General features: G+C 59.5%; 14 protein-coding genes. 4 read left to right on the plus strand and 10 right to left on the minus strand.

Features of this window, described 5'->3' with window-relative positions; all coding sequences use genetic code 11:
• Positions 1-80: 80 nt before the first annotated feature.
• The 4 genes from AC2FI9_RS02855 to AC2FI9_RS02870 are packed head-to-tail and all read right to left on the minus strand — an operon-like array spanning position 81 to position 3976.
• Entirely contained in the window at positions 81-1010 is a 930-nt protein-coding gene (locus tag AC2FI9_RS02855) for a metal ABC transporter permease (RefSeq protein ID WP_496739593.1), read from the minus strand.
• Positions 1007-2212: a metal ABC transporter permease gene (locus tag AC2FI9_RS02860; protein ID WP_282119542.1), complete on the minus strand. Its 1206-nt coding sequence runs from the start codon at positions 2210-2212 to the stop codon at positions 1007-1009. Before AC2FI9_RS02860 ends, AC2FI9_RS02855 begins: the two co-directional genes overlap by 4 nt.
• Before the next feature lie 3 nt (positions 2213-2215).
• Positions 2216-3019 carry a metal ABC transporter ATP-binding protein gene (locus tag AC2FI9_RS02865; protein WP_496765399.1) on the minus strand — a complete coding sequence of 268 codons (804 nt, stop codon included), beginning with the start codon at positions 3017-3019 and terminating at the stop codon, positions 2216-2218.
• Between the two features lie 3 nt (positions 3020-3022).
• Positions 3023-3976, minus strand: coding sequence for a metal ABC transporter solute-binding protein, Zn/Mn family (locus tag AC2FI9_RS02870; protein ID WP_496766089.1), 954 nt, complete (start codon positions 3974-3976; stop codon positions 3023-3025).
• A 198-nt stretch (positions 3977-4174) separates the two neighbouring features.
• On the opposite strand from AC2FI9_RS02870, the gene deoC reads away from it, so the two are divergent.
• The 4 genes from deoC (at position 4175) to AC2FI9_RS02890 (ending at position 9177) form a co-directional block, all read left to right on the plus strand.
• Positions 4175-5173 carry a deoxyribose-phosphate aldolase gene (deoC, locus tag AC2FI9_RS02875; protein ID WP_496726335.1) on the plus strand — a complete coding sequence of 333 codons (999 nt, stop codon included), beginning with the start codon at positions 4175-4177 and terminating at the stop codon, positions 5171-5173.
• A gap of 11 nt (positions 5174-5184) precedes the next feature.
• Complete coding sequence (locus AC2FI9_RS02880; protein WP_496765403.1) at positions 5185-7518, plus strand: aldehyde dehydrogenase family protein; 2334 nt, start codon at positions 5185-5187, stop codon at positions 7516-7518.
• A gap of 24 nt (positions 7519-7542) precedes the next feature.
• The gene (locus tag AC2FI9_RS02885; RefSeq protein ID WP_496765405.1) at positions 7543-8358 is read left to right on the plus strand and encodes an SDR family oxidoreductase; all 816 of its coding nucleotides are present in this window, start codon (positions 7543-7545) and stop codon (positions 8356-8358) included.
• Between the two features lie 87 nt (positions 8359-8445).
• Positions 8446-9177 carry a cyclic nucleotide-binding domain-containing protein gene (locus AC2FI9_RS02890; RefSeq protein WP_496765407.1) on the plus strand — a complete coding sequence of 244 codons (732 nt, stop codon included), beginning with the start codon at positions 8446-8448 and terminating at the stop codon, positions 9175-9177.
• Positions 9178-9183: 6 nt separating this feature from the next.
• Here the strand turns inward: AC2FI9_RS02890 and AC2FI9_RS02895 are convergent, their stop codons facing one another.
• The 6 genes from AC2FI9_RS02895 to AC2FI9_RS02920 all read right to left on the minus strand — a co-directional run bounded on the left by AC2FI9_RS02895 (position 9184) and on the right by AC2FI9_RS02920 (position 16297).
• Positions 9184-10488 (minus strand): M16 family metallopeptidase, encoded by a 1305-nt coding sequence (locus AC2FI9_RS02895; protein ID WP_496765409.1) that lies wholly within the window; start codon positions 10486-10488, stop codon positions 9184-9186.
• Positions 10485-11825: a M16 family metallopeptidase gene (locus AC2FI9_RS02900; protein WP_496765411.1), complete on the minus strand. Its 1341-nt coding sequence runs from the start codon at positions 11823-11825 to the stop codon at positions 10485-10487. The genes AC2FI9_RS02895 and AC2FI9_RS02900 overlap by 4 nt, the downstream gene beginning before the upstream one ends.
• 81 nt (positions 11826-11906) lie before the next feature.
• Positions 11907-12425, minus strand: coding sequence for a DUF3035 domain-containing protein (locus AC2FI9_RS02905; protein WP_496739587.1), 519 nt, complete (start codon positions 12423-12425; stop codon positions 11907-11909).
• Between the two features lie 50 nt (positions 12426-12475).
• A complete protein-coding gene (gene lspA, locus AC2FI9_RS02910; RefSeq protein WP_496765415.1) occupies positions 12476-12946 on the minus strand; it encodes a signal peptidase II in 471 nt (156 codons plus the stop codon).
• A complete protein-coding gene (gene purH / locus AC2FI9_RS02915; RefSeq protein ID WP_496765417.1) occupies positions 12946-14535 on the minus strand; it encodes a bifunctional phosphoribosylaminoimidazolecarboxamide formyltransferase/IMP cyclohydrolase in 1590 nt (529 codons plus the stop codon). Before purH ends, lspA begins: the two co-directional genes overlap by 1 nt.
• Before the next feature lie 22 nt (positions 14536-14557).
• Positions 14558-16297, minus strand: a complete 1740-nt coding sequence (locus tag AC2FI9_RS02920; RefSeq protein WP_496765421.1) for a heparinase II/III family protein — start codon at positions 16295-16297, stop codon at positions 14558-14560.
• Positions 16298-16309: the final 12 nt, after the last annotated feature.

Below are 16309 nucleotides of genomic sequence, written 5' to 3' on the forward strand. Positions count from 1 at the left end.
GCGAAGACTCTCTGGGCCTCAAGTCGGGTGGCGAAGTTTGGCCGATACCACGCAGGACCCAGCGGCGAGAAAATGCCGGGTCACGCGGTTCCGGGTGCACCCGCCCGGGTCCGGCACGGCCCCCACAAAGCCGTAAGCGCAAGGATCAGGCCGGACATTGTTGCGATCATGCCCGCAGCACTGACCGCGTCCGCCGCCCCCAGCCAGAGCGGACCATATCCGGCCAGCACATACCCGGAGACGGCCGACAGGATGGCAAAGACGATGCTCCATGCGATCTGGGTTTCCAGCCGGTTGGTCATCATGCGCGCCGCTGCGGGTGGGCAAATGAACATGGCAATCACAATGATCGAACCCACGGCGTCAAATGCCGCCACGGCGGCAATAGCTGCCGTGATCACCAAAGCCATACCCAGAACTCCGGTCCGAACACCAATGGTACGCGCAAACCCTTCGTCAAAGGTGGAAATCTTCAGCGGCCGCCAGAACAGCCATACAAAGACAGATACCGCCAGCAAAGTCAGCGCAATCCGAGGCAATTCCGGCGGCAACCCCGCCAGCGCCACAGGATCCAACACCGAAGACCAGCCCACAGCGTCCAACCAGATCAGGCTTTCCAGATTGCCATAAAGCGCATGTTCAACATCCAAGTGTACGGTCGAAGTATCGGTTTGTTCGAGCAGCAGCACACCGGCTGCAAACATCGTGGTGAAAACCACCCCCATCGCGGCACCCGCCTCGATCTGCCCCAGCCGCCTGACAGCTTCGATCAGAACCACAGCCACCACTGCCGCGCCCGCGGCGCCCAGCATCATTGGCCAGGTCGAAATCGTTCCGGTCAGCAGAAAGGCCACGACAATACCCGGCAGCACCACATGGCTGATCGCATCCCCGATCAAGGCCTGTTTGCGCAGGACCAGGAAGTTCCCGGGCAAAGCGCAGGCGATGGCGGCAAACGTGCCGATCAGCAAGGGTGTCAAAGACAGGGGTACGAATTCTTCACCGCTCATGCCGGAACCTCCTGCGGGCCGCCGATCTGGCGGTCGATCTCAGCGATCTGATCTTGGGTCAGGACGGTTTCGATGTCCCGCAACCCGTCATAGAGCGCAGCCGTTGCCTCATGCATCTGATCAGCCCTGACGATTTCCCAGCGCCTTTCATCGCGCAACGCCTTGGCCGCGCGCGCCTTGCCTGTTTCGGTGGCCACGCCATCCGCCCGCGCCAAACCGGCACGCCGCAAGAGACGCAAGGTCAGTGGCTCATAGATCTTTTGCCCTTGCGCCAGTGCCAGCAGACCCTGCCGAATATGAACCCGGCGCTGGAACCGCAGGTGCCGCAGAACCGCTGCCAGAACTCCACGGACAGGCGCAAGTAACAGTGACAGTGCGAAAAAGCCAAAGCTGACCAGTACAATGATCGGGCCGGTGGGCAGATTGGGGGCCGAGGCTGACATCGCCGCACCCAGATAGCCCGCCAACCCTCCGGCCAGTCCAGCCAGCAGCACCACGCGGTCCGAACGGTCCGTCCAGAAACGCGCCGTGACAGGTGGGATAATCAGCAGCGCCACAATCAGGATCAGCCCGACAATTTTCAGGCCCACCACAGTAACTGCCATGACCAGCCCCATCATCGCCAGATCAATCCGGTGCACCGGCAGGCCCCGGGCAGCAGCGTATTCAGGGTCGAAGGCGACCATGGTCATAGGTCGGCGAATGATCATGACGAGCAACAGCGTCGCTGCCCCACCGATTGCGATGACCAGCGCATCCGCCCACAACATCCCTGCGGTTGAGCCCAGCAGGAACCCTTCCAGCCCGGCCTGACGACCGACGCCCATGGTCTGGATCACGGTCAGCAGAACGATGCCGAGACCGAAAAACACCGACAGGATGGCACCAATGGCGGCATCCTCGGCCAGTCGCGTGTGGCGAGTCAGCCAGTTCATGCAAAGCAAACCGACCCAAGCCGACACCGCCGATCCGGCCAGCAGACCGATCAGATTGCGCCCATCGCCGCCAAGGGCGACCAAAACCATGAACCCAAGGCAGACGCCGGGCAGCGTCGCGTGGCTGATGGCGTCGCTGACCAGCGCGCGTTTGCGCAGGAACAGGAACGTGCCGGTCACACCAGCGGATATACCCAGCAAGGTCGCACCAATCGCGACCAGCGTGGCGTTATAGCCCAGCTGAAGGGTCAGAGCATCCCAAAGCATGATTTACCCCAATGCGCGTGAAATCTGGTCGATTTGGGCTGTGGCCAAACGGCCGCCATACGCCGATTGCAGGGTTTCAGCGGTAAAGGCCTCGGCCACAGTTCCCTCAGCCACTTTGCGGGTATTGATCAGGAATACATGGTCGAAATAATCAGTCACCGTGGCCAGATCGTGATGTACGACGACAACGGTCTTGCCAGCCTCTTTCAGCGACTTCAACACTGCGATTATTGCTTTTTCTGTCGCGGCATCGACACCGGCAAAGGGCTCATCCAGCAGATAAAGATCGGCATCCTGCGCCAGAGCACGCGCAAGGAAAACGCGCTGTTGCTGGCCGCCTGAAAGCTGACCAATTTGGCGGTCGGCAAAATCGCGCATCCCGACCCGGTTCAGGCAGTCCATAGCCCGGGACATATGCCGAGCACGGACGCGGCCCAACAACCCCAGCTCGCGGGACAGGCCCATCAACACAACGTCAATCACACGCGTCGGGAAATCCCAGTCGACGCTGGCGCGTTGTGGTACATACGCGATCCTGGCACGCTGTTTCTCAAGCGGTTCACCAAAAACCGAAACCTGCCCGGACAGGGGTGAGACAATACCCAGCGCCGCCTTCAGAAGCGTAGACTTCCCCGCCCCGTTTGGTCCGATGATCGCCGTCATCGCGCCGGGCTGCACGGTCATATCCACCGAAAACACGGCGGGTTTCTGACCGTAAGAAACAGTCAGACCGCGAATGACCAGAGGGCAGTCCTTTGTAGTTTTCTCAGCAACCGAAGCACCCTGATGCGCAGCCAGCGACAGCATCGTTCAGGACCCCGCCGACAATTTGCCGTTCATGCCATGCTCGGGCACGTCTGCGCCCAACGCCCCGGCAATCACAGAGATGTTGTGATCCAGCATCCCGATATACGTACCCTCGTACGTGCCCGGTTCACCCATCGCGTCGGAATACAGCTCTCCACCGATGCCAACATCATGGCCTTTGGCCGCGGCCCCTTCGATCAGCGCGCGCATGGACCGATCAGAAACCGAGCTTTCGACAAACACCGCCGTCAGCTGTTGATCTACCAAGGTATCGACCAGTTCGCCGATCCGGTTCAAACCGGCCTCGGACTGGGTCGAGATGCCCTGAATGCCAAGCACTTCATAGCCGTATTCCTCACCGAAATAGCCAAAGGCGTCATGCGCCGTTACAAGCACACGGTTGTTTTCCGGCACGTCGGCCAGCACTTGTTTGCCGTAGGCTTCCAACTGATCAATCTCGGCCAGATGTGTCTGCGCGTTCGCGGCGAAAAAATCAGCAGCTTCGGGGCGCGCGTCTGTCAGGGCTTTTTGAACTTCGACCACCACATCGCGCCAGACGGCCGGGCTCATCCATACATGCGGGTCATACTTGTCGGCATAATCGTCATGTGCGCGCAGCTTGGACTTATCGACACCCTCGGCAACAGCCACGACCGGACGTTTGCGCCCAAGATCATGGAAAAAGTTTTCCATCTGCGCTTCAAGGTAAAGACCGTGCCACAGGATCAAATCCGCCCGGGTCATAGCCACGATATCGCTGCGGGTCTGACGGTAAGCATGCGGGTCGACGCCCGGGCCCATCAGGCCTTTGACCTCCACCCGTTCCCCACCGATCTGACGCGCCGCATCAGCGATCATGCCTGTGGTTGCAACCACTTTCAGCGGTGCCTCGGCCCAGGCTGTGACCGGCAAAGCGGCGGCAAAAGCCAAAGCCGCAAGAAAACTACGACGAATCATTTCTGACCCCATTTAGGTATCCTCTTGAGAATGAATATGCGAACCATTCGCAACTAAGTCAACGTCATTGCGAATTATTCGCAAGAAAACATTAAATTTGTCCATTTGGTCAAAAAAATTGCACGCGCAAGGCCGCCGTGCCTTCCAATTAGCGCCAAGCCGTGCGAATTTGGCGCAAACCTCCCAAAGGATGTGAAGATGGAAACGCAGAGCTCAGAAAGCCCCGTGCGCACCGCGCATCTGCCGCAAGTGACCGAGCCTAGAAACCCTGGAATGGAATTGGATCTGGACTGGGTACGCGCCGTGCAGGTCAATACTTCGGCCATTGAACGCCGCGCCGCGACCCTGCCCGGTCGTCGGTCTGTCAAAAAAGAGTATCAGGCCGCATGGCTGTTGAAGGCGGTCACGATGATCGACCTGACCACCCTGTCGGGTGACGATACGGTCGGACGTGTGCGCCGTCTGTGTGCCAAGGCACGGCAACCCGTTGCACCTTCGGTTCTGAAAGCGCTGGATATGCCGCCTATCACAACCGGGGCCGTTTGCGTCTATCACGACATGATCGAAACCGCCGTGGACGCTCTGCATGGCACCGGCATCCCTGTTGCTGCGGTTTCCACCGGCTTCCCGGCAGGTTTGTCGCCATTCCATCTGCGCGTGGCCGAGATCGAAGAAAGCGTGAAGGCCGGTGCCGAGGAAATTGACATCGTGATCTCGCGCCGTCACGTCCTGTCTGGCGACTGGCAAGCTTTGTATGACGAGATGAAGGCCTTCCGCGTCGCCTGCGGCGATGCGCATGTCAAAGCCATCCTCGCCACCGGAGAGCTGGGCAGCCTGCGCAACGTCGCGCGCGCCTCGCTGGTCTGCATGATGGCCGGGGCGGATTTCATCAAGACTTCAACCGGCAAGGAAAGCGTCAACGCCACCTTGCCTGTTTCGCTGGTCATGATCCGCGCGATCCGCGACTATTATGACCGAACCGGATACCGGGTCGGCTATAAACCGGCAGGCGGCATCTCGAAAGCCAAGGACGCGCTGGTTTATCTGTCGCTGATCAAGGACGAACTGGGCGACCGCTGGCTGGAACCTGACCTGTTCCGCTTTGGCGCGTCATCGCTGCTGGGCGATATCGAACGGCAATTGGAACATTATGTAACGGGCGCGTATTCCGCCGGTTACCGTCACTCTATGGGCTGAGGACAAGAACAATGACAGTCAAAGAGATTTTCGAAACCATGGACTATGGCCCCGCCCCCGAAAGCGCGGCTGAAGCGCTGGCCTGGCTAGTCGATCAGGGCGACAAGTTCGGTCACTACATCGACGGTGCCTTTACCAAGCCGGGTAAGGGGTTTGAGAGCCGCAACCCAGCGACCGGAGAGGTGCTGGCTAAGCTGACACAGGCGAAACAAGCCGATGTGGATGCCGCCGTTACTGCCGCACGTAAAGCGCAGCCGAAATGGGAGAAGCAGGGCGGCGCAGGCCGCGCTAGGTACCTCTATGCCATCGCGCGCCTGTTGCAGAAGCATTCGCGTTTGTTTGCCGTGCTGGAAAGCCTCGACAACGGCAAACCGATCCGGGAGTCACGTGATATCGACATCCCGCTGGCGCAGCGGCATTTTTACTATCACGCGGGCATGGCGCAGCTGATGGAAAGCGAACTGCCCGATGCCGAGGCGTTGGGTGTCTGCGGGCAGATCATCCCGTGGAACTTCCCCTTGCTGATGCTGGCGTGGAAGATTGCCCCGGCACTTGCGATGGGCAACACCGTGGTTCTGAAACCAGCCGAGTACACTTCGCTGACCGCACTTTTGTTTGCTGACATTTGCACGCAGGCCGGGCTGCCCAATGGCGTGGTCAACATCGTCACTGGTGACGGCGCAGTGGGCGAGATGATCGTGAACGCGGATGTGGACAAGATCGCCTTTACCGGCTCGACAGTTGTGGGCCGCCGCATCCGTGAAGCAACCGCGGGTTCCGGCAAGGAACTGACATTGGAGCTGGGCGGCAAGTCGGCCTACGTCGTCTTTGATGATGCCGATATCGACAGTGCCATCGAAGGTCTGGTCGACGCGATCTGGTTCAATCAGGGGCAGGTCTGCTGTGCCGGCTCACGCCTGTTGGTGCAGGAAGGCATCGCTGATCGTTTCCATGACAAGTTGCGCGCACGGATGGACAAGCTGCGCATCGGCGATCCGCTGGATAAATGCATTGATGTGGGCGCGGTTGTAGACCCGGTCCAACTGCAAACCATCAAAAGCATGGTCGAAAGCAACACCGCTGGTCACGTGCACCAAGCCGCGTGCGATCTGCCGGCGAACGGGTGTTATTACCCCCCGACGCTGATCTCGGGCCTCGAAACTTCCGACCCGCTAATGCAGGAAGAGATCTTTGGCCCCGTGCTGGTGTCCTCAACCTTCCGTACACCGGAAGAGGCGGTCGAACTGGCCAACAACACCCGTTACGGGCTGGCCGCGACGGTCTGGACCGAGAATGTGAACCTGGCGCTGGATATCGCACCTAAGTTGGTCGCGGGCGTGGTTTGGGTGAATGCCACCAACCTGTTCGACGCGGCAGCCGGATTCGGTGGCGTGCGCGAAAGCGGCTTTGGCCGTGAAGGCGGCTGGGAAGGTTTGACCGCGTACACCAAGCCCAAAGGCAAAGCTAAGCCATTGGCGAAGGTCGAAGCGGGGACCGGCGAAGGCGCTCCGGTCGATCCGATTGACCGTACCGCCAAGATGTATGTCGGAGGCAAGCAGGCGCGGCCTGATAGCGGCTATTCGAAACCCGTCTGGGGTAAATCCGGGCTGTTGGGCCACGTGGGCCTCGCCAATCGCAAGGACGTCCGCAATGCAGTTGAAGCTGCGGCAGGGGCCAATGGATGGTCCAAGACCACCGGCCATCTGCGGGCACAGATCCTGTATTACATCGGCGAAAACCTCTCGGCCCGTGCCGATGAATTCGCCGCGCGCATCGACGCAATGACCGGCAAGAAGGACGGCGCGAAAGAGGTCGAGGCTTCAATCCAGCGTCTGTTCACAGCCGCAGCCTGGGCCGACAAGTACGACGGTCAGGTGCACGGCGTTCCGATCCGTGGCGTGGCGATTGCCATGAAGGAATCCGTGGGTGTCATCGGCGCGCTGTGCGCGGATGAGGCACCTCTGTTGGGTCTGGTCTCGGCCATGGCCCCGGCGATTGCGATGGGGAACCGGACAGTCCTGGTGGCTTCGGAGCCCTACCCGCTGGCAGCGACTGATTTCTACCAGATTCTCGAGACGTCGGACGTCCCCGCTGGCGCGGTCAACATCCTGACCGGCAGCCACGCGGAACTGGCGAAACCGCTGGCCTCGCACCTGAACGTCGATGCAGTCTGGTCGTTCTCATCCACCGACCTGTCGAAAGAGATCGAGGTCGTTTCGGCCGGGAACCTGAAACGGACCTGGGTGAATAACGCGACGGCAATCGATTGGGGCGTGGACCATTCTCGCCGCTTCCTGCAGGCTGCGACCGAAGTCAAAAACATCTGGGTGCCCTACGGCGAGTAGGGCTCCCCGCCAAGGGAGGCCTACATGGACTTTTCAGGAAAAACCGTCATCGTCATTGGCGGAACCAGCGGTATCAATCGCGGCATTGCCGAGGCCTTTGCGACCTCGGGTGCCAAACTGGCCGTCGCCAGCCGGTCGCAGGAAAAGGTCGATGACACTGTTGCCGCGCTGAAAGAAGCGGGCGCACAGGACGCCATCGGCGCGGCGTTCGATGTACGTGACCCGGAGGCCGTGGCAAACGGGCTGAAACAGTTCCACGACGCGTTCGGTGACTTCGACGTGCTGGTATCGGGCGCGGCGGGCAACTTCCCGGCATTGGCGGCAGAGATGTCGGTCAATGCGTTTAAGACCGTGATCGATATCGACCTAATGGGCACGATCCACGTGATGAAGGGGGCCTATCCTTTCCTCAAGCGTCCGGGTACCAGCATCATCAACATCTCGGCCCCGCAATCCTATCTGCCCTATGAAGGTCAGTCCCACGTCTGCGCCGCAAAGGCAGGCGTGGATCAAATCACCCGCACCCTGTCGATGGAATGGGGTGTCGAGGGTATCCGTGTGAACTCGGTCGTGCCGGGTTTTATCGAGGGCACTGAAGGGGCCAAGCGTCTGGCCCCTACGCCAGATGCCGGAGAAGCGTTGCGCAAGGACGTCCCCTTGGGCCGTTGGGGTCAGCCGCAGGACGTGGCGAACGCCTGTATGTTCCTAAGCTCCGACCTGGCCAGTTATATCAGCGGCACGGTATTGGCCGTAGACGGCGCGCTGTACCAGCGTGGCTCGGGCAAGTTCGGCCAGATGATGGGGCAAATGTTGCGCGCGCAGGCGAAAGCACGCTCATAAGACCCATTAACCTGTGAGGTTGTTCATTTACGGCTTCACGTAATTGGCACAGCGTAAGACCCATTCATTGCGAGGGTGGGTCCTTACATGCTGAATAGTCCATTTGAATTTACCGAGTTTGTCGAATTGGCCACCATGATCGGCGTAGCCGGGGCTGGCCTTTACATTCTGAACTACTTTTTACTGCAAATCGGCATAGTCCGCGGCAATGGCGTGCTCTACCCGGTTCTGGTTATCGTTGCAGCAACCTGCGTTCTGATCAGCATGGTTGAAGAATTCAATCTTGCCGGTTCGATCATACAGATGGCCTATATCGCGATCTCGGTCATCGGATTGCTGCGCGGATACCTTTCGCGGCATCTCATTCGCTTTTCCGCAGCCGAGCGCCAGTTCATCTCGCATCATCTTGGGTCACTGAAACCGCATCATGCCCGAAAGCTATTGAACACTGCGTCGGTTCAGGAGTTCGCCAAAGGCGACATTCTGATCGAAGAAGCCAAAACAACAGATTTCCTTGGCTATGTCCTGAGCGGGCGAACAACCATCCTGCAAAATGGTCAGGTCATCAATATTTGCGGCTCGGACGAGACACTAGGAGAGCTGACATTCGGCCTTGGCCTACCCGCAACGGCCACCGTTATCGCCTCAGAGCCGACAACTTGCTTGGTGTTCGACAATTTCCGTCTGTCCCGCCTGCTACGCCGCAACCGGCATATCGACGACGCGCTTAAAGCCGCACATTTCAGGCACGCGCGGCAAAAGCTTCTGAGCAGCAACAAGCATACGATTCGGGCACAGAAACAGCCCGTCGCGGCCTGAACGGGTTTAGCCGTCCAGACCCTCGGGCTTGCCGACAATGGTGAAGTGGAGCCCATCAGGGTCCAGCAATTCGCTGGCGACCCGGTTGATCTCTTCCAGCGTGATCGCATTCACCTTGTCGTTGCGGGTGGCGATATAGTCGATGGGCAGGTCTTCCATCTGCATCCCGACCATGATCCCCGCAATCTGGCCATTCCCATCAAACCTCAGCGGGTAAGCGCCCGTCAGGTAGGTTTTGGCATCGTCCAGTTCTTTCTGGGTCACACCTTCGGACGCGGCCCGTGCCCACTCGGCGCGGATCACTTCGACCGCTTCGGCAATGCGATCATTGCTGGATGAAACGGATCCCAGATAGACCGAGGCCAGATCCTTGGGCACCAGGTAAGTGCCGACGCCATAGGTCAAGCCGCGCTTCTCTCTTACCTCCTGCATCAGGCGGCTTTCAAACCCGCCCCCGCCAAGGATGTGGTTCAGGATAAAGGCGGCAAAGAAATCGGGATCATCGCGGTCAATGCCCGCATGTCCGAACAGGGCCACAGATTGCGGCGTGTCGAACTCGACCACGCTCACGCCACCAGGAATGGACACATCGGCACGTTCAGGGATCGGCTTGCCTGTTTCCGGTAGGTCGGCCAGCAGTTTATCCAGCAACGCGCCCAATTCTTCGGGGGTGATGTCACCCACCGCGCCTATATACATCCGGTCTTTGGCAAAGACATACTGATACGCTGTGACCACGTCTTCGCGCGTCAGGGCTGTCACACTTTCGATCGTGCCTTTGCCTTCTGTGCCATAGGGATGATCGCCATAGGCCATGCGCGCAAAGTTACGACCCGCAATGTCATTCGGGTCGGTTTGATCGGATTTGAGGCCGGACAGCACCTGCGCCTTTACCCGGTCCACCGCATCCTGATCAAAGCGGGGTTCGTGAATTGTGGTGCGAAGCAGGTCGAACACATCGTCCCGGTTTTCAGTCAGGAACTGCGCGGTGATCGACACCGTGTCATCAGTTGCATTGTACCGGAACGAGGCCGCCAGCGATTCCAGTTCACGCGCATAGGTGCGGGCATCCATGTCGCCTGCGCCTTCCTCAATCAGGCCGCTCATCAGGTAGACCGCACCGCGTTTGCCCGCGTCATCCAGCGATGTGCCGCCGCGAAAACGCAGCTCCAGCGCGGTGAAGGGGATTGAGTGATCCTCGACTAGCCATGCGGTGATACCACCCGGAGAAGTAACCTCTTCGATCTCGATATCGGCCCACGCGGGCAGAGCAACAACGAACGCGATCAGGGTTGCGAATATCCGTTTCATTGCGTCACCTCATCATCGCGCATCAACCAGCCGGTGACCGATGTTTCCGGCTGTATCACCTCGCGCGCGGCGGCGATAATCTCTTCCCCGGTGACAGCCTGCAGAATATCGGGCCAGGCCTGCACATCCTCGACCGTCAGACCACTGGTCAGAGCGCGACCATAGCGGTTGCCAATCCCATCCACATTGTCGCGCGCATAGGTCTGCGAAGCCCGCAGCTGCATCTTGATCCGGTCAAGGTCTTCTTCATTCACACCCTCAGCGATGAAGTCGGCAACCGCCTGATCCATTGCATCCTCGGCCTCTTGCAAAGATACACTGGCGGCTGGAACAACCAGAAGGTCAAAGGTCGTATCATCCAGCGAGACACCCCGGTAGAACGCCCCGGTGTAGACAACCTTCTGCTGCTCGAACTGCAGCTTTTCGTTCAGGTAGGATGTCGTGCTTCCACCCAACAGTTCTGCCAACAGAAACAGAGCAGCTGCCTTCTCCTGTTCGCCCGGATCACGTTCGGGGGCCAGATAACTACGCTGAACATAAGGCTGCGACACGCGCGCATCCTTGTAAGTAAGACGGCGTTCTGCCGTTTGCGGCGGTTCCTGTGACCGGACCCGTTCGGGTAAGTCAGGGTTGGCGGGGATCACACCGTAATACTGCTCGGCCAGCGATTTGACCTCGTCAGGTTCGACATCACCGGTGACGACCAGAATGGCGTTATTGGGCGCATAATGGGTTTGGTAGAAGGACAGCGCGTCTTCCATGTCCAGCGTCTCCATCTCGTGGCGCCAGCCGATGATCGGAACACCGTAGCGGTGGTTGAGGTACTGCGACGCGCTCATCTGTTCACCGAACAGCGCACGCGGGCTGTTGTCGGTGCGCTGGTTGCGTTCCTCAAGGATCACGTCGCGTTCAGTGACAATATCATCTTCGCTCAGTCGGATATTGCGCATCCGATCCGCTTCCATCCGCATCATCAATTCCAGCCGGTCAGCAGCGACGCGTTGGAAATAAGCGGTGTAGTCATATGATGTGAAGGCGTTGTCGGTGCCGCCATTGGCCGCAACGGTGGCGGAAAATTCGCCCGGGGCCAAAGTGTCAGTGCCTTTGAACAGCAGATGCTCAAGGAAATGCGCCACACCCGATGATCCTACGGGTTCATCCGCCGACCCGGCGCGATACCACACCATATGCTGCACAACAGGCGCGCGGTGGTCTTCGATCACGACGACATCCATGCCGTTGTCCAGCGTAAATGTAGTCACCGCTTCGTGCCCCTCGCTTGCGGCAAGAGGTGTTGCGGCGATCAGGGCAGCCGACAGTGCCAGGGCCCGAACCATAGGGCGTCCTCCGTTTGATTTATGCTGTTCAAACTACGGTTGCGCCGCGCGGGTTCAAGGCTAATGACGAAAAGTTAAAGATTATTCATCTACCGGTGGCGCCGATGGTGTTTCGATCCCGGCTTGGCGTGCAGCCTCATTCTGACGGTCGGGGTTCAACGTTTCGCGGCGATAAACTTGCGAATAACGATCCACGTTGAACAAGCGCAAGCGCGTCAGGCGACTCTGCTTTCTGCGGAATTCTGCATCCTCGGCATCAACCACCTGCCGGGCATTCGCCGGAACCCCATACCGGCTGGAGGCCGTCACAAGGGCGGCGTCCGTGGACGGGATGGCCGTATTTGCGTTCAGCGAAGATTCGTTTCCGCCAAGGGCAACGACAGCTTCGGCCTTAGGGTTCGGATCGGTCAGGTTATTCCCCCCCAGCGTGGGCGCAGGCAGAAAAGCGTAATCCTTGGGCTGAGTCAGTGGTTTGACAGGCAGGACCGAGAATTCGTCCGGCCCCTGCCCGGGCGCTTCCAAGTGGCGCAATCCGATATCGGAACAGCCTGCAGCCGCAAAGGCCAATGTCAAAGCAAATATGGAACGCGGCAGCCGCATCAGAGTCTCCAGCCTGTTTCAGGCGCTTTTATCGCATTTCAAATGGCGCGTCACGAGGCCTTTTTGCCTTCGAACAGCACCAGACCAATCGCTCCCGCAAAAATGAACACATCAGCAAGGTTGAACACGAAAGGGTTGTTGATGCCGCAACAGGACATGTTCAGGAAATCCAGAACATAGCCATAAAGCAAGCGATCCATGACGTTGCCCAGCGCCCCGCCAATCAGCAACCCGCCGCAAACCAGCATCAGTTTCGACGGGGCTGTGCGCATCAGCCAGATCAGCACACCGATTGCGATGAGCATGGAAACTCCGATCAACGCCCATCGGGCAGCATCGGTATTGCCCTGAAACAAGCCGAAATTGATGCCCCGATTCTCACCGTATTTGAACACCAGCAGCGGCGGCAGAACATCAATGTTCCCTTCGGCTACGCGCATCACGTGAACGACCAGATACTTGCTGATCTGGTCGATCAGTAACGCAGCCAGTGCGGCCCAGAGAAGCAGAAGATAGCGCATCAGTGGCGGAAGTGGCGCATGCCGGTAAAGACCATGGCCAGACCGGCCTCATCCGCGGCCGCGATCACCTCGTCATCGCGCATCGAGCCACCGGGCTGGATAACACAGGTCGCGCCGGCCTCGGCCGCTTCCATCAGACCGTCCGGGAACGGGAAAAACGCATCCGACGCCACGGCGGACCCGATTGTCAGTGGTTGGGCCAAGCCCAGAGCATCAGCCATACGCTCGGCTTTCTTCGCTGCAATCATCGCCGAGTCCAGGCGGCTCATCTGCCCGGCACCCACACCCACGGTTGCTCCGTCTTTGACATAGACGATGGCATTGGATTTGACGTGTTTCGCCACTTTCCACGCAAACAGAAGATCGCGCATCTGTTCCTCGGTCGGGGATTTCTTAGTGACGACCTTCAGGTCATCCAGGCCGACAAATCCGTTGTCCTTATCCTGCACCAGAAGGCCACCGGCTACCTGACGGACGGTTTTGCCACCTGTGGTCACATCTGGCAGGCCATCGGTTGTCAGCAGACGCAGGTTCTTTTTGGCGGCAAAGATTGCCTTGGCCTCATCCGACGCACCCGGAGCGATCACAACTTCGGTGAAAATTCCGGTGATTTCCTGCGCGGTTTCGGCATCCAGCGGCTGGTTCAGGGCAATGATCCCGCCAAAGGCCGAAGTGCGGTCACAATCAAACGCGGCCTTATAGGCCTCGATCAATGTCGCGCCCTTGGCAACACCGCAGGGGTTGGCATGTTTGATGATCGCGCAGGCTGCGCCTTGCGCCGGGTCGAACTCGGCCACCAGTTCAAATGCCGCGTCTGTGTCGTTGATGTTGTTGTAGCTCAGTTCCTTGCCCTGATGCTGCACCGCTGTCGCCACACCGGGGCGGTTGGTGCCATCGGTGTAGAAGACCGCCTGTTGGTGGCTGTTTTCGCCATAACGCAAGGTCTGCTTCAATTCTCCGGCAAAGGCGCGACGGCGCGGGGCCTCGGCGGCCAGCGCATCGGCCATCCAATTCGACACGGCCGCGTCATAAGCGGCGGTACGAGCATAGGCTGTCTGCGCCAGGTTCTGACGGAACGCATAGGATGTCTGCCCATCGTTAGCCGCCAGCTCAGCCAGCAGCGCGTCGTAATCCTGAACATCCACAACCACATTCACAAAAGCGTGGTTTTTCGAGGCCGCGCGGATCATCGCCGGGCCACCGATATCGATATTCTCTATGCATTCGTCGTAACCCGCACCTTTGGCCACGGTGGCCTCGAACGGATAGAGGTTCACCACCAGCAGGTCGATCGCGCCGATGCCATGTTCGTCCATCGCCGCCACGTGGCTGTCATTGTCGCGCAGGGCCAGCAGCCCGCCATGCACCATCGGATGCAGCGTTTTCACGCGGCCATCCATCATCTCGGGGAAGCCGGTAATCTCGCTGACATCCTTAACCGCAAGCCCTGCATCGCGCAGCGCCTTGGCTGTACCTCCGGTAGACAGCAATTCGACCCCACGCTCGGCCAGTGCCTTTCCCAGCTCGATCAGCCCGGTCTTGTCGGAAACGGAAAGCAACGCGCGGCGCACGGGGTGAAGATCGGTCATGGGGTCAAAGGTCCTTTTGGCGTCAGTCAAACTCGGGCTCGTCCCGGTGTATATCCCGCACGGCATAGGCTGTGTCCTGGGCCTTGCTCAGCGTCCACCGGATGCGCGTCGCATACTCCATTGCGCGGCCAGATAGAACGATCTGTTTTGTCGCGCGTGGTTTTAAACGCCCGTTTTCCAAATAAACGCTTGGTTCTACAGACAATTTTCCGACGCCGTCATGGCGAAAAACCCAGATCTCACCACTTTTCAGCGCCATCGACACCGCAGCGCCCCCCAGATCCAGTGCCGCATCCACGTCCGGATGCAGGTGAAACCGGATGTCAAAGGCGATGCCCTTCAGGCCCGAGGCGTCCATCGCCTTGTCAAATTGGCGCTTCGCCTTGTCGGTGGCCGTCAGCAGAATATCCTCGCAGGCCAGCTCACGCCCATCAAAGCGCAGCTCAAAGGTACGCGCATGAGTCAATCCGAAGACCTTGGTATACCCGTCATGCCCGGCCATGAATCGCGTGCCTTCAAAGGCATCCTCGAAATCAATGGGAACCTCATGCGGCGCATCCACCAGTGCCTCGCGTTCGACTCCCTGCGTCGGTGGCGCCAGCCGAGCGCTTGAATACCCATCAAGGCACAGTGTCGAATGCGACGGTGTCGCCCGACCCGCACGCCGCCATTCCGTCCCAAAGCTTTCGCCCGATCCGCAATTGACCACCAGTGGTCTGCGGCCCGACGTCAGTTCGAAAGCGAGGGTCGAAGCATGGGCGTTGTATGACGCCGCCCCCTTGGGTGGAGTGGCGGCATCCACAATCACGCTGGTTCTGGCCGCATAAAGTCGGGCAAATCCCATGGACAGCCCCGTGGTGTGATGTGGCCTGACACCGCTTTGCGCCAGTGCCTGATCCAAACGCCCTTCGACACCGCGCCCACCGCCGTGAAACCGGGCCAAAGCCCCGTCCGCATGGCGCAGGCTGCGCAAGGTGGGGGCCATGCGTTTGATGGCACTTGCCTGCGCCCCGGGCGTGCCCCGGCCCAACGCGCTGAGCGCAGCCGAGGTCCATGAAAGCAGCATAAAGACCTCAAGCAGCTCTTCGGGGTTGCGGGTTGGGATACCGCCCTGTTCGTCTACCTGACTGTCACACTCGCGTGCCAAAGCACGAAGGGCAGGATCAGCCATTTGCTCCAACCCCTCCAGCGCCAGACCAGCCTGCACCAGCCCGGCAAGCGCCTCAAACCGGGGAAGACCGGGAGTCGCTGCCTTCCAGCGCTTGGACAAAAACCATGTCTGTTGGGCCAACGAACGAAAAAACATCCTGCTTTGGTGTTCATCTGCGCCGCGCAACAGGAAAATCGCATGGTTGATCCAGCGTATAACGCGTCGACCGGTCAGATCAGGTGCCCAGCCCGGCCCCTGACCGCGGCCATGCGCGTTAATCCAGCCCCAGACCCACCGCTGGGCCTTTTCACGCGCGCGCATATCGCCAACAGCCGCCAGATCGTCGAGCCAGGCAAAGCCGTGGCGTTCATTGTCAAACCCGGTACTGGGCGCGGTCACATCCCACAGCTCGGTATCCTGAGCTTCGACCAGATAGCCTGCGAACAGCAGATTTCCGGCGACCAACTGACGCCCGCGCGCAAATGAGCCGACCGTGCGTGGCTCCGGATCGCCAACAAACCCCGAGACCGCTTTGCGTCGCTGACTGAGCCGCGCGTAGAGACGGTTCTGAAACCGTGTCCACTGATTGGTCATGGTATCTGTCTTCGACATGACGCTCGTTAC

The organism is Ruegeria sp. CDSA246, assembly GCF_059611225.1.

Excerpts from the sequence above, each read along its gene's own strand:
- AC2FI9_RS02855 (WP_496739593.1), bottom strand. The coding sequence starts at position 1,010 with ATGAGCGGTGAAGAATTCGTACCCCTGTCTTTGACACCCTTGCTGATC.
- AC2FI9_RS02860 (WP_282119542.1), bottom strand. The coding sequence starts at position 2,212 with ATGCTTTGGGATGCTCTGACCCTTCAGCTGGGCTATAACGCCACGCTG.
- AC2FI9_RS02865 (WP_496765399.1), bottom strand. The coding sequence starts at position 3,019 with ATGCTGTCGCTGGCTGCGCATCAGGGTGCTTCGGTTGCTGAGAAAACT.
- AC2FI9_RS02870 (WP_496766089.1), bottom strand. The coding sequence starts at position 3,976 with ATGATTCGTCGTAGTTTTCTTGCGGCTTTGGCTTTTGCCGCCGCTTTG.
- deoC (WP_496726335.1), top strand. The coding sequence starts at position 4,175 with ATGGAAACGCAGAGCTCAGAAAGCCCCGTGCGCACCGCGCATCTGCCG.
- AC2FI9_RS02880 (WP_496765403.1), top strand. The coding sequence starts at position 5,185 with ATGACAGTCAAAGAGATTTTCGAAACCATGGACTATGGCCCCGCCCCC.
- AC2FI9_RS02885 (WP_496765405.1), top strand. The coding sequence starts at position 7,543 with ATGGACTTTTCAGGAAAAACCGTCATCGTCATTGGCGGAACCAGCGGT.
- AC2FI9_RS02890 (WP_496765407.1), top strand. The coding sequence starts at position 8,446 with ATGCTGAATAGTCCATTTGAATTTACCGAGTTTGTCGAATTGGCCACC.
- AC2FI9_RS02895 (WP_496765409.1), bottom strand. The coding sequence starts at position 10,488 with ATGAAACGGATATTCGCAACCCTGATCGCGTTCGTTGTTGCTCTGCCC.
- AC2FI9_RS02900 (WP_496765411.1), bottom strand. The coding sequence starts at position 11,825 with ATGGTTCGGGCCCTGGCACTGTCGGCTGCCCTGATCGCCGCAACACCT.
- AC2FI9_RS02905 (WP_496739587.1), bottom strand. The coding sequence starts at position 12,425 with ATGCGGCTGCCGCGTTCCATATTTGCTTTGACATTGGCCTTTGCGGCT.
- lspA (WP_496765415.1), bottom strand. The coding sequence starts at position 12,946 with ATGCGCTATCTTCTGCTTCTCTGGGCCGCACTGGCTGCGTTACTGATC.
- purH (WP_496765417.1), bottom strand. The coding sequence starts at position 14,535 with ATGACCGATCTTCACCCCGTGCGCCGCGCGTTGCTTTCCGTTTCCGAC.
- AC2FI9_RS02920 (WP_496765421.1), bottom strand. The coding sequence starts at position 16,297 with ATGTCGAAGACAGATACCATGACCAATCAGTGGACACGGTTTCAGAAC.